This is a genomic window from Glutamicibacter sp. AOP12-B1-11 (assembly GCF_052379245.1).
Taxonomy (GTDB): Bacteria; Actinomycetota; Actinomycetes; order Actinomycetales; family Micrococcaceae; genus Glutamicibacter.
This window is the reverse complement of record NZ_JBQSYL010000032.1, coordinates 17,262-35,752: the sequence shown is the minus strand read 5'-3', so window position 1 is coordinate 35,752 and position 18,491 is coordinate 17,262. Positions and strand designations below refer to the sequence as shown.

At 58.0% G+C, this 18,491-nt stretch carries 17 protein-coding genes and 3 tRNA genes; 8 read left to right on the top strand and 12 right to left on the bottom strand.

All coding sequences use genetic code 11. The features are described 5' to 3' along the window. Window positions 1-43: 43 nt before the first annotated feature. The 3 genes from ACT3UQ_RS16705 to ACT3UQ_RS16695 all read right to left on the bottom strand — a co-directional run bounded on the left by ACT3UQ_RS16705 (window position 44) and on the right by ACT3UQ_RS16695 (window position 2,432). Complete coding sequence (locus ACT3UQ_RS16705) at window positions 44-790, bottom strand: phosphoglyceromutase (RefSeq protein WP_096283064.1); 747 nt, start codon at window positions 788-790, stop codon at window positions 44-46. Window positions 791-907: 117 nt separating this feature from the next. Then, window positions 908-1,219, bottom strand: a complete 312-nt coding sequence (locus tag ACT3UQ_RS16700) for a DUF2516 family protein (protein WP_096283063.1) — start codon at window positions 1,217-1,219, stop codon at window positions 908-910. A gap of 55 nt (window positions 1,220-1,274) precedes the next feature. Further along, window positions 1,275-2,432, bottom strand: coding sequence for a trans-sulfuration enzyme family protein (locus ACT3UQ_RS16695; RefSeq protein WP_105553375.1), 1,158 nt, complete (start codon window positions 2,430-2,432; stop codon window positions 1,275-1,277). A 145-nt stretch (window positions 2,433-2,577) separates the two neighbouring features. On the opposite strand from ACT3UQ_RS16695, the gene tmk reads away from it, so the two are divergent. The 4 genes from tmk (at window position 2,578) to ACT3UQ_RS16675 (ending at window position 6,125) form a co-directional block, all read left to right on the top strand. Next, window positions 2,578-3,231 (top strand): dTMP kinase, encoded by a 654-nt coding sequence (tmk, locus tag ACT3UQ_RS16690; RefSeq protein ID WP_444637560.1) that lies wholly within the window; start codon window positions 2,578-2,580, stop codon window positions 3,229-3,231. Then, a complete protein-coding gene (locus ACT3UQ_RS16685) occupies window positions 3,228-4,382 on the top strand; it encodes a DNA polymerase III subunit delta' (protein ID WP_105553377.1) in 1,155 nt (384 codons plus the stop codon). Before tmk ends, ACT3UQ_RS16685 begins: the two co-directional genes overlap by 4 nt. Before the next feature lie 49 nt (window positions 4,383-4,431). After that, complete coding sequence (locus tag ACT3UQ_RS16680; protein WP_258133981.1) at window positions 4,432-5,970, top strand: alpha/beta hydrolase; 1,539 nt, start codon at window positions 4,432-4,434, stop codon at window positions 5,968-5,970. An 83-nt stretch (window positions 5,971-6,053) separates the two neighbouring features. Beyond that, window positions 6,054-6,125: transfer RNA gene (locus ACT3UQ_RS16675), tRNA-Thr, on the top strand. 82 nt (window positions 6,126-6,207) lie between these two features. Here the strand turns inward: ACT3UQ_RS16675 and ACT3UQ_RS16670 are convergent. Further along, window positions 6,208-6,453, bottom strand: a complete 246-nt coding sequence (locus ACT3UQ_RS16670; protein WP_105650181.1) for a hypothetical protein — start codon at window positions 6,451-6,453, stop codon at window positions 6,208-6,210. A 275-nt stretch (window positions 6,454-6,728) separates the two neighbouring features. On the opposite strand from ACT3UQ_RS16670, the gene ACT3UQ_RS16665 reads away from it, so the two are divergent. Next, window positions 6,729-7,040: a hypothetical protein gene (locus tag ACT3UQ_RS16665; protein WP_105553379.1), complete on the top strand. Its 312-nt coding sequence runs from the start codon at window positions 6,729-6,731 to the stop codon at window positions 7,038-7,040. A 491-nt stretch (window positions 7,041-7,531) separates the two neighbouring features. Here ACT3UQ_RS16665 and ACT3UQ_RS16660 read toward each other — a convergent pair whose 3' ends face one another. The 5 genes from ACT3UQ_RS16660 to ACT3UQ_RS16640 form a co-directional block, all read right to left on the bottom strand. Next, the gene (locus ACT3UQ_RS16660) at window positions 7,532-8,374 is read right to left on the bottom strand and encodes an aldo/keto reductase (RefSeq protein ID WP_105553380.1); all 843 of its coding nucleotides are present in this window, start codon (window positions 8,372-8,374) and stop codon (window positions 7,532-7,534) included. 59 nt (window positions 8,375-8,433) lie between these two features. Next, the gene (locus ACT3UQ_RS16655; RefSeq protein ID WP_105650180.1) at window positions 8,434-8,883 is read right to left on the bottom strand and encodes a hypothetical protein; all 450 of its coding nucleotides are present in this window, start codon (window positions 8,881-8,883) and stop codon (window positions 8,434-8,436) included. 151 nt (window positions 8,884-9,034) lie between these two features. Continuing rightward, window positions 9,035-9,226, bottom strand: coding sequence for a YbdD/YjiX family protein (locus ACT3UQ_RS16650; RefSeq protein ID WP_105553382.1), 192 nt, complete (start codon window positions 9,224-9,226; stop codon window positions 9,035-9,037). Between the two features lies 1 nt (window position 9,227). Next, window positions 9,228-11,462, bottom strand: coding sequence for a carbon starvation CstA family protein (locus tag ACT3UQ_RS16645; RefSeq protein WP_308727248.1), 2,235 nt, complete (start codon window positions 11,460-11,462; stop codon window positions 9,228-9,230). A gap of 109 nt (window positions 11,463-11,571) precedes the next feature. Continuing rightward, window positions 11,572-12,549 carry an NAD(P)H-quinone oxidoreductase gene (locus ACT3UQ_RS16640; protein WP_105553662.1) on the bottom strand — a complete coding sequence of 326 codons (978 nt, stop codon included), beginning with the start codon at window positions 12,547-12,549 and terminating at the stop codon, window positions 11,572-11,574. A 62-nt stretch (window positions 12,550-12,611) separates the two neighbouring features. Here ACT3UQ_RS16640 and ACT3UQ_RS16635 point away from each other — a divergent pair. Continuing rightward, window positions 12,612-12,699, top strand: a tRNA-Ser gene (locus ACT3UQ_RS16635). 48 nt (window positions 12,700-12,747) lie between these two features. On the opposite strand, the gene ACT3UQ_RS16630 is transcribed toward ACT3UQ_RS16635, so the two are convergent. After that, window positions 12,748-14,766 carry an FAD/NAD(P)-binding protein gene (locus ACT3UQ_RS16630; protein ID WP_105569674.1) on the bottom strand — a complete coding sequence of 673 codons (2,019 nt, stop codon included), beginning with the start codon at window positions 14,764-14,766 and terminating at the stop codon, window positions 12,748-12,750. A gap of 130 nt (window positions 14,767-14,896) precedes the next feature. Between ACT3UQ_RS16630 and ACT3UQ_RS16625 the strand changes: the two genes are divergently transcribed. Then, on the top strand, window positions 14,897-16,987 hold the full coding sequence (locus tag ACT3UQ_RS16625; protein WP_105569675.1) for a prolyl oligopeptidase family serine peptidase: 2,091 nt from the start codon (window positions 14,897-14,899) through the stop codon (window positions 16,985-16,987). A 63-nt stretch (window positions 16,988-17,050) separates the two neighbouring features. Then, window positions 17,051-17,142 (top strand) — tRNA-Ser (locus ACT3UQ_RS16620). A gap of 145 nt (window positions 17,143-17,287) precedes the next feature. On the opposite strand, the gene ACT3UQ_RS16615 is transcribed toward ACT3UQ_RS16620, so the two are convergent. Continuing rightward, window positions 17,288-17,446, bottom strand: a complete 159-nt coding sequence (locus ACT3UQ_RS16615) for a hypothetical protein (RefSeq protein WP_444637559.1) — start codon at window positions 17,444-17,446, stop codon at window positions 17,288-17,290. Window positions 17,447-17,537: 91 nt separating this feature from the next. Then, entirely contained in the window at window positions 17,538-18,464 is a 927-nt protein-coding gene (locus ACT3UQ_RS16610) for a hypothetical protein (protein WP_105553386.1), read from the bottom strand. Window positions 18,465-18,491 lie beyond the last annotated feature (27 nt).

Here is an 18,491-nt window from a genome sequence, read left to right as displayed (position 1 = left end):
AAAAGTGCCGGCGCTGGTGCGCCCCGTACAAACTCAGAACGTGCTACTTACGCCCCTGATTCGCGACTGCCTTGATCGCGTCTGCGGCAGCTTCCAGATCCAGGTAGGTGCCACCGGCGGTGATTGGCTGGAAGTTCTCGTCCAGTTCGTACACCAACGGAATGCCGGTCGGGATGTTCAGCGAGGCAATGGCCTCGTCGCTGATGCCGTCCAGGTGCTTGACCAGCGCACGCAGCGAGTTGCCGTGCGCGGTGACCATGACGGTCTTGCCTGCGGACAGGTCCGTCTTGATCTCATTCTCCCAATACGGAAGCATGCGCTCGAGCACATCTTTGAGGCACTCGGTGCGTGGCGCCTGGTCGCCCAGGTCCGCGTAACGCTCGTCAGTTGCCTGGCTGAATTCCGAAGCATCGTCCAGGACCGGGGGCGGGGTATCGTAGCTGCGGCGCCACAGCATGAACTGCTCTTCGCCGAACTCGGCCAGCGTCTGTGCCTTGTCCTTGCCCTGCAGCGCACCATAGTGGCGTTCGTTCAAGCGCCAGCTGCGGTTGACCGGGATCCACGAACGACCAGCCGTTTCCAGTGCGAGGTTGGCTGTGGTGATCGCGCGGGTCAATAGCGAGGTGTGAAGCACCTCTGGCTTGTAGCCGGCTTCAGCCAGCAGCTCGCCGCCACGAGCGGCTTCGGCCCGTCCCTTTTCGGTCAGGTTCACGTCGTACCAACCGGTGAACAGATTCTTTTCGTTCCATTCGCTCTGCCCATGGCGAAGCAAGATCAAAGTATGGGTCATACATTCCATCCTATCCAATGCGATGCACCGCGTAGCCGAAAGTTAAGACATGTCAGCAAAAAACAACGCCCCGGTCTTCGCTTGACGAAGTCCGAGGCGTTGAAAAGCTTGTTGCCCTTAGTTGTACCAGTTGCCGCTCTGGCCGCTGACCGCGGGCTTGACATCCGCCAGGTAAACGCAGGCTACACAGGCCGCGATCAGCTGCAGGAAGCCGCCGCTGCTGGCTGGGCCGGAAAGCACCATCAACACCGAAATGATGGTGGCGCCGCCGGTCAATGCCATCCACCAGCCCTTGGTGCGCTTACCTTCTTGGGTAAACCGCGACGCCTGATGGCGCAGGCAATCGATCAATGCCCAGACGGCGACGACGCCGACAACAATGCTGAGCGCATACATCAAGTACATCTCGATTATTCGTGCCAAGTCCATATCTACACTCTACCTTTCTCTCCGGCGCGTCCATCGGCCTGGGGGTCGTGAGTCTTCAGATTCGTTCAAGGGCTCCGGAAAGATCCCGCCACAAATCCTCCACGGCTTCGATACCCACCGAAAGCCGGATCAAGTTTTCCGGCACGGTGGCGGGTTCATTCGCGTGGCGCGCCCGGCGCTCGGCCAGAGTTTCCACTCCGCCCAGCGAGGTGGCGCCGGTGATCAGGCGGAGCTCTTCGATCATCCGGTCCGCGTCTTTGGCGGTTGAACCTGCGGTAAATGAAATCACCGAACCGTAGCCGCTCATTTGCTCGGTGGCCCGCTGATGTCCGACATCCGTTGGCAGACCGGGGTAGCGTACTGCGCTCACCTTCGCATGCGCGGCCAGCCGCTCGGCCAGGATTTGGCTGTTCGCCTGCGAGCGTTCGAGCCTGACCGACAGGGTACGCACCCCGCGCAGGGCCAGGAATACGTCCATTGGCGAGGCGATGGCTCCATGCAAGGTGCGGTGCCCGTGCAGCTTGCTATGCAATTGCCCGTCGTTGGTGACCACCGCGCCGAGGATCAGATCCGAGTGGCCCGACAGATATTTGGTCACCGAGTGGACCACCAGATCAGCCCCCAAGGTCAAAGGCTGTTGCAATAGCGGGGTGGCAAAGGTGTTGTCAACGATGCTGAGCACACCCGAGGACTTGGCCGCCGCCAACAGCGCGGGAAGATCCGCAACCTCAAGCATCGGGTTTGTTGGAGACTCCAGCCACAGCACGTCGGCACCGTCCATCGCGCGCAGCACCTGATCGGTATTTGCCACATCCACAGCTCGTACACTGAAGCGTCCGGCTGCCTGCAGTTCAGCGCTCAACCCCAACGAACCGTTATAGGAATGCTTTGGCAAGACCAGCACGCCGCCCTCGGGCACCAGGGTCAGCGCCGCGGAGATCGCCGCCATCCCGGAAGAAAACACCAATGCCGGATGTTGTGCCTGCTCTAATTGACCCAAGACTTCTTCGAACGGGTCCCAGCTTGGGTTGGAGAATCGCGCGTACACGCGATCCCCGGTGCCGGCAAGCCCGTGCGAGTGGTAGGTCGAGGTGAACGTGATCGGATGATTCACCGGGCCGTCATTGGTGTGCGCAGGACGTCCCCCGGCCACGATAAGCGTGTTCGGGTCCCAAGTTTGTGCTTCGGTAGCTGATTCTGGCAGTTGGCTCATGAGCACCAGATTACGCCCGCATAGCGGCGCAATGCACAAGCGTTTACGTGCATGTCCGCCCGTGTTACCCGGCTTGTTCGTCACTCTTGGCCAGAAGCCCTGGAATCTGTCCTTTTTCCCGACCCCGGTTAGTTAGGGTAGAGGTGTGAGTATCGATTCGACTGCATCCCAGCGCGGCCTGTTTATCGTCTTTGAAGGCGGCGACGGCGCCGGCAAGTCCACGCAGGTGGCCATGACCCGTCAGTGGTTGGAAAATCGTGGTGCCCGCGTAGCGACCACTAGGGAACCCGGCGGCACCCAAATCGGCGAGAAACTACGCTCCTTGGTGCTCGAACACGGTCACGGCGACATCGATTCACGCACCGAGGCTCTTATCTATGCGGCGGCCCGCGCAGCCCACGTGCAGCAGCTCATCGCTCCAAAGCTCGCGGAGGGTACCCACGTGATTTGCGACCGATTTGTCGACTCTTCGCTGGCCTATCAAGGCATGGGCCGATCCCTAGGGTTTTCGGCTGTCTCGGCCATCAATGACTTTGCGACCACCGGTTTGAAACCGGATGCCACAATCATCCTCGATATCTCTGCCGCGGATGGTCGCGCTCGGCGAATCGCTGCCAGCGGCGGGGTGGAGGATTCGGACCGGCTGGAATCCGAACCAGATGATTTCCACGAACGCATCCGCGGCGCTTTCCTCGAACTTGCCGCCAAGGATCCACGGCGTTATCTGGTTGTCGATGCGACAGGCAGCGTTGAGCAGCTCCAACAGGAAATCACGACACACCTTGCAGGTCTGTTGTGAGCCGGCTGGTATTTGCCGAGCTCGCCGGTCAGCAGCGTGTGGTCGACTCGCTGATTTCCGAGGTTGATCAAGGCAACCCCACACATGCTTGGCTGGTGACCGGTCCGCCTGGTTCCGGACGGACCACCGCGGCCCGGGCGTTCGCCGCGGCCTTGCAATGTACACAAACTCCAGCGGGCTGCGGACAGTGCGATGCATGTAAGAAAGTAATGGCGGGCAACCATCCAGATGTTTCTTTCGTTTCCACTAGTAAGGTCGCCTATCAGATCGAAGATGTCCGGCATCTGATCACGCGCGCCCAAGAACGTGCCGGTAACGGCAAATGGCGCATCATCATCATCGAAGATGCAGACCGTATGACCGAACGCACTACCAATGTGCTGTTGAAGGCCATCGAAGAACCGCCTGCACAGATGATCTGGATCCTCTGTGCGCCCTCACCGGCCGATGTGCTGGTGACCATCCGCTCGCGCTGCCGCGCGGTCAACTTGTCGGTGCCTGCGGCCGCGGAGGTCGCCGAGCTTTTGGTGCGTCGCGACGGTTTGGAACCGGAGATGGCAGAGTTTGCCGCGCGAGTATCGCAGTCCCATATTGGCGTTGCCCGTATGTTAGCCCGAGATGAAAAGGCTCGCGAGCGTCGTGAAAAGGTCGTCACGCTGCCGCTGCGGCTCTCTACCCTCCCCCAGGCGATGTCTGCCGCGGCAGACATCTCTGCGCTGGCCAGCGAGCATGCCGAAGCCATGACCGGTTCGCAGCTCAGCGCACAGATTGCCGAGCTTCGCCACGCAAATGGCTTGGGCGAAGAGGAAAATATTCCTCCGGGACTGCGCGGACAGTTCAAGGCCCTAGAGGAAAATGCCAAGCGTTTCGCCAGGCGCGCTACTTTTGATTCCTTGGACCGCACTCTGATAGATCTGACGACCTTTTTCCGCGATGTGCTTAGTTTGCAACTGCATTCGGGCATAGAACTCATCAACGAACATCTCCGCTCGAAGCTAGAAGCCTACGCAGCGGCGCAACCCAGCGAGAAGACACTCGCCCAGCTTGATGCAATCAACGAAACGCGTCAGCGCCTGGCCGCCAACGTTAATCAACTGATCGCCCTTGAGGCGCTCATGGCCCGGCTACTTCCAAAGCCAGGCCGTCGCTAGATCAGCAGCTGCCACGACCGATACCCCAACTTCAACAGGAGACGCAAAAGTGACTGCACGTATTTCCCTGCTCCGGTTCGCGTCACTGGGCGCGGCGTTGTCCCTCGCCTTGGTTTCCTGCGCTGGCTCCGGGCCGAGCGATACGGACGCTGCCCCTTCGGCCACCAAATCCCCGCCTACTGCGGCTCCTGAAGCCCAGGGCGAACTGGCCGAATACTACGATCAAGACGTGATGTGGGAACCATGCGGCAGCACAGTGGAGTGCGCGACTATCCAGGTGCCCCTGGACTATGAAAACCCCGAGCAAGAGGGCATTGATCTTGCGCTGAATCGACGTGCTTCGGAAGGTGCGAAACGAAACCTTCTGGTAAATCCCGGCGGTCCGGGCGGGTCAGGCCTCGGCATGGTCACCGAAACTGTGCCCCATATTTTCAGCAATGATCTGCAGCGTGAGTTCAATACGATCGGTTTCGACCCACGTGGCGTAGGCAAGAGCTCCCCGGTGAAATGTCAGACAGATGAGCAAACCGACCTGAGCCGGCAACAGAACCTACGCGCCTGGGTTCCAGAAGACCGAGAAGAAATCATCAAGCAATCTAAGGAATACTCCAAGGAGTGCGCGCAGAACACCGGGGATTTGCTCGGACATGTGGACACCGTTTCGGCGGCCAAGGATCTGGACATCATCCGGGCAGCCCTTGGAGACGAAAAACTCGATTATCTTGGTTTCTCTTACGGCACGTTCCTCGGCGCCACCTACGCGGAGCTCTTTCCGCAGCGGGTTGGCGGGTTCGTCCTAGATGGCGCCATGGATCCCTCAGTTTCATCCGCTGAGGTGAACAGGGCGCAGGCCGTGGGATTTGAGCGAGAGATCGATGCCTGGCTCGAAAGCTGTTTGAACAGTGAAGCATGCCCATTTGACGGGACTCTTGAAGAAGCCAAAGTGCAACTGCAACTGTTCTTTGCTCAAATCGAAAATGAACCGCTCGTGTCCAGCGACGGCCGAACCGTACCGATTATCGATTTCATCAACGGATTCATCGTTCCGCTTTATGACAATTCGAGCTGGCCGATACTGACCACTGCCATGCGTGAAGCTATGGAAGGCGATGTAGATCAGGTCTTGCTCTTTGCAGACCTCGCCAGCGACCGAAGCCAAGATGGCACCTACACATCGAATTCGTCCGACGCGTTCGTGGCTATCAATTGCCTGGACCGGCCAATGGATGCAGACCCAGCCACGATGCAGACCGAAGCCGAAGAGTTAATGCGCGTAGCCCCCACCCTAGGGAAATATCTCTCCTACGGCGCAATCACCTGCAACGAGTGGGAGCATGACGCGACTGGGGCACCTGCGGAGCTGCAGGCGAAGGGCTCCGGCGAGATCCTGGTGGTCGGGACAACCGGAGATCCCGCGACGCCTTACGAATGGTCGCAGTCGCTGGCCTCGCAATTGTCCAGCGCAACGTTGCTGACTTTTGAAGGGCATGGCCACACCGCATATGGTCGTTCGAATGACTGCATCACCGAGGCGGTTGATGCTTACTTGATCGATGGCAAGGCGCCCGAAGATGGCACCGTGTGCTGATCTAAGGCTTCACAGAAACAGCTCGTTTTGACGATCTCTCGAGTACTCAGATAAAGTAGCGAGGTGCCTGTTTTCAGGTATCGGCCTCCTTAGCTCAGGGGTAGAGCAGCTCCCTCGTAAAGAGCAGGTCGGCGGTTCAAATCCGCCAGGGGGCTCGTGTGAAGAAAAACCCCGGACACCGGTACTACCGTGTGCTTCCGGGGTTTTTCGCTGTCTTGGGACACCGAGCCTCGCTCATCACTGCTTCTTATGCACCAAAAACATCAACATGGCGATGATTTTATGAATGACGACGAGCCCAAATATGAAGGCCAATGCGAAGCAGCCGGTCGAGGCGAGCTCGAATGGTGAAAGCGCCAAGGGATTAGGATCCCCGTCTCGAAATGCCAGCTGAGCCCCGAAGAACAGCAGGAAGAATCCTAAAAAACTCAGCGCGATGCTCAACCAAAAATAGATCAGGGTGTCATATCCCGGTTTTTTCATAGGCAAGAAGTCATCCTTAATTTTATTCATTCTGATTACTACAATGATAATCAATCATGCATCTTTTACCCTAAAAAAGACTTCGAAGAATCGCTGGCAACGAATCTGCCTACACAAGTAAAGGTTCGCCAAAGAGCCAAGGCCGGCCTCTTTAGATTCAACTTCGCCTCTTCTCACCTCGGCTGACAGGTCACGCATTGACACCGTTTATTCACGAAGGTAGGATCCATTCCAAAGAGCGGGGAACTCAGGTTTTCCCCGGTTGGGAATATTCAATGGACGACTGGATGTTCGTTTTCGGCAACGATGCGCCGCCCCCGGCAGCGGGATATGACTGGACGCGGATTCAAGCCGCTACGCGGTCAATGCTGGCGGCGCAGGCACGTATGCGGCGTGCGTCCCAAGGAAACGCCGAACTAGACGAATCCGAATTGGCAGACGCACAGCAGAGCATCGCAGAGTTCGAAAACTCGATCCTTGAAGCACTTGGCAACGGGGTTGCGGTAAGCCTGATTGCTGACAGTACGAATCTAAGCCAGACAGCGGTCAACAAGCTCCGTGATACGGGCACACTCATGGGTTCCTAATTCGCAGCCCCGCCATCTTTCAGGAAGGAGCTAGACGCGGACATCCGATGTGAACATGAGCAGGGTTCACCAAATACGAGATAAGCCTGCGCACGGTTCGATGCGCAGAGCTTCAGCTATCGGCTACAAGGAGTCCTGACCGCAGTTCGTCAGATGCCCCAAAATAGCGCCGAGCGAACGAACACGATTGGGACTTCAGTCAAGGGCGACGGTACCCCGCGCATTACCGGCTTGCCCGGGCACCGCAGGCCATCCTGGGCCGATCATGTATACCGGGGAACCGCACCCGCTGGAAGTTAAAGCTTCGGCACTCAACGCAGTGAGGATCAGCCTTGCACCGAAAGCCTGACGGCGTTCCGTCGCAAGAGGGATATTATGCACCGATCTCAGCCTAGTGCGGATCTCGACAACCGCTCTGGGTTTCAAGCAGTCAAGGACCCTGGTTCCTACCGAAACCAGGGTCCAAAATTCAATGCTCTGCAGATTCGGATTTATTCGAAGTCTGAGGTAGCCGGATCTGCCGCGATGCGCCCCTCGGGACCACGGTCCAACCCGTTGATCGCAGCAAGGTCCTCGTCATCAAGCTTCAACTCGACTGCCTCGAGGTTCTCGATGATTCGCGAATCGGTGACTGACTTTGGAATCACCACGTTGCCCAAAGCCAAATGCCAGGCGATGACTACCTGCGCCGCACTGGCCTCATGCTTTTGGGCGATCCCTAAAAGGACCGGGTCGGTCAAGAGCTCGCCGCCGTGGCCAAGCGGAGACCATGATTCGTGGGCGATGCCATGCTTAGCTTCGTAAGCGCGCAACTCGGCCTGTGGGAAGTACGGGTGAGTTTCAACTTGGTTGATCACCGGACGCACACCGGTGTGCTCATAGAGCTCGTCCATGGCCTCAATGGTGAAGTTGCAGACGCCGATAGACGTGGCCTTTCCGTCTTTCTGTAGCTGAATCAAGGCTTTCCACGTGTCCACATAGGTGCCGCGCTGAGGCTGCAACCAGTGAATCAGGTAAAGATCGACGTGGCTCGTTCCCAAACGTTCGAGGGAGGCTTCGGACGCCGCCAATGTCTTGTCGTAGCCCTGGTCGGAATTCCAGACTTTGGTGGTCACGAAGATTTCGCCACGCGGAATGCCGCTGGTGGCGATTGCGCGCCCCACGCCTTCTTCGTTGCCGTAGATACGGGCTGTATCGATATGGCGGTATCCGGCTTTCAGCGCCTTGCCAACTGCGATCTCAGCGTCGGCATCGGATATCTTCCAGACGCCGTAACCGATCTGGTCGATGCAGTTGCCATCGTGGAAATTAGATTGTGGAATAGTTTGGATCATGCAACTAATTTAGTGCATCGGAGCGGAACTTGAGGTGAAAGGCACCATGTTTCAACGGTTCAGCTCACGTCAGCCAGCATTTTGGCTGCGTGCGAAATGTCGTCTTTGACGATCTGTGCACGGTGTTCGACCGGTTGCATATTGTTTTCTGCTCCACCTTTGGCCTGCATGCGCATCATCGCAATTGCCTGAGCCGTAGCGGCTAAGTCGTTGGCTGACTTGGTCAGCGCTCGGTGCACCTTGGAGGTGGATTGCGGAATGTGCTCGTCATCGCTTGGCGTCACCCGCTGGGCATCGATGCACAGCTGACGCACCTGCGGGAGCAGATCTGCCAGCTCATTGGCTTGCGTAACTACCTCGTTGTACAGGTCGTTGTCTTCGATTCCTTCTAAGACCTGGAAAACGCGGTCCAAAGAGCGCACGAACCTGTCATGGGCGCGACGCCATACGCCTTGCCCAAGGTCACGGTTTGTTGCGCGTTGTTCGCGCAGACGCGAGAAAAACCCCATCACACTCTTTTTTGCTAGGTCGCTACGAAATGACTAGTACCAGACTACCGGTCGCTGCTCAAAACTCCCCAGCTTCGTGGCTTCGCTTGACGTGAAAAGGAGCCTTGGAACTCGAAATCGAGTTCCAAGACTCCTTCGCTCTACCCTCCAATTAGCAGCAGCGGCCTTGCGGGTTGCGTTCTTGCCAGTTGGTGTATTCGCGCCAAAAATCGCGTTCCGTCATCGGTTCGGCTTCGGGATGGGTGTTAGCCAAGTGCTCCAGGTAGTGCCGGTACTTATCTGCACCGAGTATGCCTTCCATGAAACGCCTAGCTTGGCCGAGCTTTTCGCGAAGTTTTTCCATTTTAGTGTCCACCACGGCTCACTCTTTGGCTATCTGGAACATTCTTCCACTGAGCTTCAAGTGCCTTTTCTGCGGGCGAGGAGATCAGGCCTTGCGCAGCGAAGATTTTCGATTTCGTGTATGGGTCCTCGGTGTCTTTTCCGCCGCCAAGGGACTTCGCCTTGACCGTTTCGACTACCGCCGCGGCGATCACGATGACCGATAGCACCAAGAAGATTACCGAAAGCCAGCCCTGCACACCGGTATTGCGCACGACGGCTTCCATGGCTTCAACGCCGTTTGCCGATCCGAAGGAAGTCTCACCGTTGGCCAAGGCTTCCTTGAACGCGTTGTGGTTTGCGAAGTAGCCAACCTTGGTGTTCGTGGAGAAAATCTTCTGCCACGAGGCGACGAAGGTGACCACGACGGCGAACGCCAGCGGGAGCACAATGACCCACAGGTGCTTGAAGTTGCCTCGCTTGGCCACAATCGTCATGACCACCGCCAAAGCTATAGCGGCAAGCAACTGGTTGGAGATACCGAACAGCGGGAAGAACGTATTGATGCCGCCAAGCGGGTCGGTGACTCCGAGAATGAGAATGTAACCCCATCCGGCCACCATGAGTAGCGTACATATCCAGGCTCCGGGGCGCCACGAAGTGTCCTTGAACTTTGGAACGAAGTTACCGATAGCGTCCTGCAGCATGAAGCGAGCCACGCGTGTCCCGGCATCTACCGCGGTCAGAATGAACAGCGCTTCGAACATGATCGCGAAGTGGTACCAGAAGCCCATCATGGCGACGCCACCGAACCACTGATTCATGATCACCGCAATGCCGACCGCTAGCGTTGGAGCGCCACCGGTTCGCGAAACCACCGACGGTTCGCCCACGTTGGCCGCCAGTTCGGTCAGCTGGCTTGGAACTAGGTCCACGCCGGCCAGTCCCAAGGAGTTCACAAACGCCACCGCGGTCTCCACGGTGCCACCGGTCGCGGCGGCGGAGGAGTTCATCGCGAAGTAAATGCCGCGATCAATGGAGATCGCCGCAACCAATGCCATGATGGCCACCATGGACTCCATGAGCATGCCGCCGTAGCCCAGGAAGCGGGTCTGGCGTTCCTTCTCGACCAGCTTCGGGGTGGTTCCCGAGGCGATGAGCGCATGGAAGCCGGAGAGCGCACCACAAGCGATGGTGACAAACAAGAACGGGAACAGCGAGCCGGAGACGACCGGGCCGTCTGAACGTGAGGCGTACTCGGAGAAGGCCGGGGTACTGATCTCCGGTCGGACTACGACGATGGCCACGGCCAGCAGACCGATCACACCGATCTTCATGAAGGTCGACAGGTAGTCGCGCGGCGCAAGCAGCAGCCAGACCGGAAGTACCGCAGCGATGACACCGTAAACAATGATCGCCCATGCAATGGTGGTGCGTTCCATGTGGAAGAACTCAGCACCCCACGCCGATTCAGCAATCCAACGGCCCGAGATGATCGCGAACATCAATAGCGCGAAGCCGATGACCGAAATTTCCAGTACCTTGCCCGGGCGGATAAAGCGCAGATAAATCCCCATAAACAATGCGATCGGGATCGTCAGCCCCACCGAATAGATGCCCCATGCAGATTCCCCCAGCGCGTTGACAACCACCAGCGCCAAGATGGCAACAATGATGATCATGATGGCAAGAGTCGCAATCAACGCCGCGGTGCCACCAATCAGACCCAACTCTTCACGGGCCATCTGGCCCAGCGAACGCCCACCACGGCGCATCGAGAAGAACAAGACCAGGTAGTCCTGCACCGCACCGGCCAGAACTACACCGAGGATGATCCAGATGGTTCCCGGTAGGTAGCCCATCTGCGCTGCGAGGATCGGCCCAACTAGCGGCCCGGCTCCAGCGATTGCCGCGAAGTGGTGCCCAAAAAGCACCCGTCGATCGGTTGGCACAAAGTCTCGGCCGTTATTCATATACTCGCCGGGAGTGGCCCGGAAATCATCCGGCTTGGCGATCTTGCGCTCAATGAACTTCGCATAGAACCGGTAAGCGATCAGGTACGTCGCCACCGCGGCGAAAACGAACCAGATCGCGTTGATGGTTTCACCGCGGGAGAATGCGAGCATGGACCAGGCCACGCCGCCGATCAATGCAATGACAACCCAGACGGCGATGCGCAACGGAGTCCACCGCTTATCTTCGCGTTCGACAATCTCTGGGTCCACGCCCGCCGGCGGCAGGGCTTCTTGGGTACTCACTGGGAGTAGCCTCCTCGGAATCTTTCAAGTGATGTGGATGACTAGTTCCTGTGGAACGAGTCACGTGGTAATACCACGGGTCACTTTACGCGACGGAGGTATGGATAAATCAAGCCCGCACGACGATTTTTCCCAGATGCGTCCCGGAATCAAAATGTTCATGCGCCGAGACGAGAGCTTCGAAAGAATAAGTTCTGGTGACGTTCAGACTGAGTTTCCCTTCTGCCAGCAACGGTGCAATACGGTCTGAAGTTTCCTTGACGATTATGGTCTTTTCGTTCGCCGGACGAGCACGCAACGTGGTGCCGATAACCCTGGCACGCTTAGACATCAGAATGCGCAAATCCAGTTCCGCCTTGGCGCCGCCCTGCAAGCCAATGACGACCATGCGGCCGCCCACGGCGAGCGCCTTCACGTTCATCGCCAGATATTTCGCACCAACCACATCGAGAATCAGGTCAACACCTTTGGCCGCGGTCAATTCACGAACCCGTTCCAGCACATCTTCTTCGCGATAGTTGATCCCCGCATCAGCGCCCAGCGATTTGCAGTACGCAATCTTCTCGTCTGACGAAGCAGTGACAATCACTGTCGCGCCGGCGGCCTTCGCCAGCTGGATTGCCATAGATCCGATTCCGCCGGAACCGCCATGGACCAGAATCGTTTCTCCATCCTTGAGCGCTCCCTCAAGGAAAATATTCGAGACCACGGTTGCGGCCACCTCGGGGAGCCCCGCGGCTTCGACTAGATCCATCTGGGCAGGGACGGCCAGCACGTGGGAGGATTCGACATTGACGTACTGGGCGTAGCCGCCTCCGGCAAGCAAAGCTGCCACGCGGTCACCAACGTTCCACTCGGTGACCTGCTTGCCGACCTTGGCGATGGTTCCGGAAACTTCCAGCCCTGGGATGTCGCTGGCACCGGCAGGTGGGGGGTAAACACCCTTGCGCTGCTGGACATCTGCCCGGTTCAGGCCGAAGGCGGCAATCTCAATTAGTACTTCATGATCTGCCGTTTCCGGGATTGGGCGAGCCTGTGCTTCAAGCACTTCTGGTCCCCCTGCGCCGGTGTAGATATAGGCCTGCATCGTGTCATTCATGTATGTCGATTCCCTTCTTGGCTTCCTCATAGCGTATAGTTTTTCGGGTTGGATGGTTGTCCGAGCGGCCTAAGGAGCTGGTCTTGAAAACCAGTGTGCGGTAACCCCGTACCAAGAGTTCAAATCTCTTACCATCCGCGTTACAGTCTGGGGCAGTAGATCAATTGATCTGCTGCCCCAGACTTCTTATTTTGAACTGCCCGCCAACAGTTCTTCCAGATTGACTCCCGCCATGCGGGCGATCTCGATGACCACCTGCTCCGCATCGTGCAAGGTTTGCGCGGCCGGGTGCGTCGGGTCTCCGGCCTGGGCCGCAATTGCAGTCCCCCACTGTGCCGAGGAAAGCTGCAAGCCGAGCACGAATATTCCGCGATGGGCCAGACCTTCTGCGTTGATCAGCCGGTAGGGCTCGCCCACCACGTCGAATCCGGATCCCGTCATCTGTTCGCCTTCGGCGTTGCGCCAGGTATGCGCGCGGGCCACCTTGTCGGCTAGCAGTTGGGTGATTAGTGGGGTGTTGTTCTGCAGTACCCTGTTGCTGGGCATCATCGCTTCGCACAAGACCTTCGCGCCATAGATCTCGGTATCTACCCACGGCGAGGAAACAGTGAACTTTCCGCGTACATCGTCGAATCCGAACTCGGGTTCTGGCCCGATAAAGCTCACCAGCCCTGCGCGGGACAGCGCCAGGAGCTGTTCGATCCGTTCCAGGGGTGGCCCCGAGGACAGGCCTTCGACCAGCGGCTCAAAGTGGGCCTGCACTTCTTCAATTCGGGACTGCTCGTCCAAGATCCCCTTGGTTACCAGGTCCTTAATAACCATGCGCCCGGCGTTCATCGTCATGATGGCACAGGACAGCGGGTCGCGCAGCCCGGCGGAACTGTGCTGCGCATTGCCAACGAGATAGTCGCGCACCGCCTGCTGGTACTGCTCATGGGAACCGAAGCCAACCTGGTCAAAAGGTCGCGCCAAAGCCGGAATGTCCAACCATTTCAGGTGCGGGAACTGATCAATGTAGTCGCGCAGTTCGCTGAGCCACACCTGATTGCCTTCGTGGTGTTCAGCTTCGAGGATCCGTTCCAACCCGGCTAGCAACCGGCTGGCGTCCGCGGTCGGTCCGGCCGCCTCGGTGGCGACGCATTTTGAGTAGTAGACCCACAGTATGTCGCGGTGCAGCTGGGGCCAGATATGGCGGGAAAAGCTTAAGGCGGCGTCCGGATTCGAATGACGAGCTTCGGCGACCTTTCCGATCAGCTCTTCTGCGTGCAGGAAACGCAGGGTGATTTCCGCTGGAATAAATTCTTCTACGACCGGTTTCCCCCAATAGGGGGTGCCCCGACGTGAAGCCGCGATCAGCTTGGGCTCCTTCCCCGAGGCGATGTATTCGAATCGGTGTCCCGGTTCTTGGCTCACTTCCTTGAAAATTCCTCCGCGGCCGCTAGTCAATTCGGCCATGCCGTCGAAGAAATTTAGCCCCATTCCGCGCAGCAGTGCCGACTCGCCTGATTTGAAGTTCGAGTAGTCGACATCCGCCGGAATGTTTGGCGGCAGATATGTGGCACCATCTTGTTCGGCTGCCCGTTGCAGCTGTTTTTGCCACGGGTTCAATTCAGCATCCTGATGCCCCAATGCCAGAACGACGCTGTCGAACTCTAAGTGCCCGGCGCCAGGATCTCCTTGGGCAAAGGACCGGTAATCCAGTCGGTAGCCAGCCTCCTGCGGGCGAACCGCCAACACTTCAGCGCGGATGTAGTTCAAAACGAAATTCGGATGCTCATCGAGCACGCGGGCGCACGAGTCATAAACGTGTTCTAGGTAGCGACCGTAAATTGCTCGTGGCGGGTAGGTGCCAGGTTGCGTGGCGCGCAGCGCAGCGGCTTGACGCTCTTCGAGCCGGAGGCCATCCCCATTGGCCTCCACAAACTGCCGGAAGCTAAGCCCCGGTTCAGCTGCGACCCTTTCGGGAGCTACCGTTGGAAATGAGGCAGGGGTGTTCATCAGGAAGTGTAGCGACTGTTTTGGATTCCATACATGCCCGGACCCCGGGCGGTACGGGTCGAACACCGTTACGCGTACCAAGGTAGCCAGCTTGGGCACCTTGACGGCCAGCTTAGCTAGGCGTTCGATGACACTGGTACCGCGCGGGCCAGCGCCAACTATAGCGACGTTGTACTGTGGTTGGGGTTCTTCCCAGAAGTTGCTCACCTTCCAAGATTATTGCCTAGAAGCAACTTGTCACGCCATCAAGCGCCCCAGCCTCCCGGCAAAAGCTGCGGCCCAAATTCAAAAGAGCGTCGCTGGCCCATGATCTACCTTGAATGCATAGACTGTGGCTATGCCTTCAACGCCGTCTGAATCCCTGGAAACGACCGATCCTTATGCCTGGCTAGAAGCCACCCACGATGATGCCGCGTTGGAATGGGTCCGCGCGCAAACTCAACGCACCGAAGCCGAACTTCACGATGCCGACTTTTCGCAAAGGGTCGACGCTATTCGCCGGGTGCTGGATGCTCAGGACCGCATCCCGATGGTCACCAAGCGCGGAGACTACTACTACAACTTCTGGCGGGATGCCGAGCACCGCCTGGGCCTCTGGCGCCGTACCACGTGGGATTCATATCGCACCGAGAATCCCCAGTGGGAAATTCTGTTGGACATGGACGGCTATGCCCTGCAGCAGGGTGAACCATGGCACTTCGCCGGGTCCGCGTTTTTGCGGCCGGCAGAAGGACAGCCACACCGCAGGGCACTCATCCGGTTAAGCCCCGACGGTGGAGATCAGGTGCGTGTGCGTGAATTCGATTTGGAAACCCTGCGCTTCATCGATGACGGTTTCGACCTCGCCGTTGCAAAGACCTCGGCAAGCTGGATCGATGAAAATACGTTGCTGGTCGCTTCGGCTACCAACGAGTCCGATACGACACGTTCAACTTATGCACGCACCGCACGAAAGCTCACCCGCGGTACAGCTCTGGAAGATGCCGAGGTCGTTTTTGAAGTTGCCCAAGAACATGTAGCGGCCTTCTGCTATTTCGATTCGGCTCCGGGCTTTGAACGCATCGTGACTACCGATGCCATCGACTTCTACAACTCACGCACCGGCGTCATCCTCGACGGGACCCACCATAATATTGAGGTCCCGACCGATGTGCAGGTCAGCCTGCACCGCCAATGGGTGTTGTTCGCCCCGCAAACCGACTGGGAACATCATGCAGAGCTCATTCCTGCAGGGTCCCTGGCAATCGGCAATCTCACCGATTTCCTGAACGACGGCCGCATCCAGAAGGTCATCTTCCAACCGGATGCGAAGACTTCCCTGCAAGGCATGGACTTCACCGCCAACTACCTGCTGGTCTCGTTGCTACACGATGTGGCCGCGCAGATTCGGGTATTCGACCTGCGCGAGAACTTTGCCGAAACATCCCTGCCGCTCGCCGACCCGATGCTCAGCGTTTCGGTGGGAGCGGTGGACGATGAGGATGCCGCGACCGCCGATGATTATTGGATGACGGTCACCGGCTTCACCACCCCGACAACCTTATTTCGTGGGTCGATCGGAGCGGAGCCAGAAGTCGTAAAGCGATCTCCCGAGCGTTTTGACGCTGCCGGGTTCAGCGTGACGCAGCATTTTGCGCGCTCCAACGATGGGACTCGTGTGCCCTACTTCCAAGTCGCCGATGCGCGGTTGAAACTCGACGGCGAAAATTCTGTGTTGATGGACGGCTATGGCGGTTTCCAGCACAGCATGACTCCGGGTTATGCCCCGGCTATGGGAGCCGGATGGTTGAGTAGACGCTCCGGCAATGGGCGCCTGCCGGTATACGTCATGACCAACATTCGTGGCGGCGGCGAATACGGCCCCAGCTGGCATCGTGCGGCATTACGCGAAAACCGCCATCGTGCCTATGAAGACTTCGCAGCCATAGCCGAAGACCTGGTCGCCCGCGGTGTGACCCGTCGCGCCCGGCTGGCGGCGACCGGACGGTCCAACGGTGGCCTGTTGATGGGCAATATGATTGCCGGCTACCCGCAGCTGTTCGGCGCGATCTCTTGCGGTGTGCCATTGCTGGATATGCAACGGTATACCCAGCTGGCGGCGGGGCACTCGTGGATTGCCGAGTACGGAGATCCCGACGTTCCACAGGACTGGGTGTTCTTGCGCACGTTCTCCCCACTGCATCGCTTGGATGATCAACCGCACCCGACCGATGATTACCCGGCATCGCTGATTTGGACGACTACCACCGATGACCGAGTTGGCCCCTCTCAAGCCCGTAAGATGGCGGCGAGAATGATCGACAAGGGCATCGCCAACGTTCGCTACCACGAACCGGAAGACGGTGGGCATGCCGGTTCCACGGACAACGAATCGACCGCCAGAATGTTGGCTACGAGCTACGAATTCCTGTGGCGACAGGTACGTTAACACTCTCGTTTTGGAACACTCGACCATGTTCGGGTAGGCTAGATTCTGCTGGAAACAGCGGATGGATACGTGCCAGAGCGGCCGAATGGGCTTCACTGCTAATGAAGTGTCGGGGTTAAACTCGACCGGGAGTTCGAATCTCCCCGTGTCCGCCAAAACCCCCTAGGTGACTAGGGGGTTTTACTTTTCTTCTAGGTCTTTGCAGAATTACTGCTTCCGGATGTCCGCCCGGTATTGGCACGTTAACGCAGAGACCCCCGAACACGGCGGTTGAGCCGAAAGTTCAGGGGCTTTCGATGATCATTTCAGGTCGAGCTCTACATCGTGCGCGGCTTCCTTGATCCGTTCTTCCGCCTCGCGCAGCTTGGCTGCGGCTTCTTCATTTAGCTGCTCGTTCTGCTGCTGGTCATCGCCGATCGGAGGTAAGTTCTCGTCCGCATCCTTGTCGCTTGGATCCACGGTCAGGTTCCTTTCGTGAGCGGTCGAACTGGCTGGTATCTCCTCACGATAGCCATCCATTGAGCACGAAGCAACGAAATTGGCGACGAATCTAGTCCTTGCGCTTCACGAAGGTGCGAAGCATGTTTTGCACGACGTCATCAGGCAATTTCGTGTGGCGCACAATGATCTCGGACATTCGTTCAAGGTCGGTGTGCGCGATGGCGTCAAATAACGCTTCGCGTTCTGCTTCGGGCAGATCGGCCGCGTCGAAGTGCACCGGTCCATCTGGGCCTTGGCCTTCGAAACGAAAATCTGCCACGTTCCCATGCGAGCTTTGCCCGGCAATTGGCGAAGTAGAGATCATGCGTTCAAGGTCTTCGACGGGGAGTCCCGTGTGTCCGTGCAGGATTTCGGCGGCACCAGAAAAGTTCTCGTCCCGCAGCATCGAGAACAGCTGATCGTATTCGTTGGGTGGCAGTTCTTCGCTGGAGAACTCGTGCGCCTCTCCCTCAACTTCGAAGGCCATCTTAAAATGCGTGGCGCTATGTTCTTGCTCGGAGCCGAACTGATTGCTCCACTCTTCGGGAACTACCCACAGATCGTCAGACTTATCCTCATCGGCTTCCGGGGCAACGGCCGGAGACGTCGCCACGCCCGAGTCCTCTTCGGAATCGGCGATCTGAGCTTCCAGCTTGTCCCGAAGCGCCTGAATTTCGGCTTCATCAACTGGCAGTTCCTTAACCGGCGCGGTCTGCGGATAGGCGTCGAGGCTACGCACTGCGATCACGCAGTTCTTTACCGTGTCACCGGTTACCGCACGATAATTCTGCACGGCCCCCATGACGTCGCCCTTAGCAAGGTTCCGATAGATGGCGTTGCGTGAGCTGTCATCGAGCTTCGCGTTTGCATCCTTCGCTGCTTCCCGACTGATAGCTTGCGAAATCTGAGTAGTATTTTTCTTCCGGACAGATTGAAGCCACACGTAACCGAGGGTAATAACAGCAATAGCAACAACGAGCCAGATGACGATCTCCATACATCCAGACTACTTCGTTTAACTGTG

What these genes read in the sequence shown, in the direction of transcription:
- ACT3UQ_RS16705 (WP_096283064.1), bottom strand. Translation starts at nt 790, where the DNA reads ATGACCCATACTTTGATCTTGCTTCGCCATGGGCAGAGCGAATGGAAC.
- ACT3UQ_RS16700 (WP_096283063.1), bottom strand. Translation starts at nt 1,219, where the DNA reads ATGGACTTGGCACGAATAATCGAGATGTACTTGATGTATGCGCTCAGC.
- ACT3UQ_RS16695 (WP_105553375.1), bottom strand. Translation starts at nt 2,432, where the DNA reads ATGAGCCAACTGCCAGAATCAGCTACCGAAGCACAAACTTGGGACCCG.
- ACT3UQ_RS16670 (WP_105650181.1), bottom strand. Translation starts at nt 6,453, where the DNA reads ATGAAAAAACCGGGATATGACACCCTGATCTATTTTTGGTTGAGCATC.
- ACT3UQ_RS16665 (WP_105553379.1), top strand. Translation starts at nt 6,729, where the DNA reads ATGGACGACTGGATGTTCGTTTTCGGCAACGATGCGCCGCCCCCGGCA.
- ACT3UQ_RS16660 (WP_105553380.1), bottom strand. Translation starts at nt 8,374, where the DNA reads ATGATCCAAACTATTCCACAATCTAATTTCCACGATGGCAACTGCATC.
- ACT3UQ_RS16655 (WP_105650180.1), bottom strand. Translation starts at nt 8,883, where the DNA reads ATGGGGTTTTTCTCGCGTCTGCGCGAACAACGCGCAACAAACCGTGAC.
- ACT3UQ_RS16650 (WP_105553382.1), bottom strand. Translation starts at nt 9,226, where the DNA reads ATGGAAAAACTTCGCGAAAAGCTCGGCCAAGCTAGGCGTTTCATGGAA.
- ACT3UQ_RS16640 (WP_105553662.1), bottom strand. Translation starts at nt 12,549, where the DNA reads ATGCAGGCCTATATCTACACCGGCGCAGGGGGACCAGAAGTGCTTGAA.
- ACT3UQ_RS16625 (WP_105569675.1), top strand. Translation starts at nt 14,897, where the DNA reads ATGCCTTCAACGCCGTCTGAATCCCTGGAAACGACCGATCCTTATGCC.
- ACT3UQ_RS16610 (WP_105553386.1), bottom strand. Translation starts at nt 18,464, where the DNA reads ATGGAGATCGTCATCTGGCTCGTTGTTGCTATTGCTGTTATTACCCTC.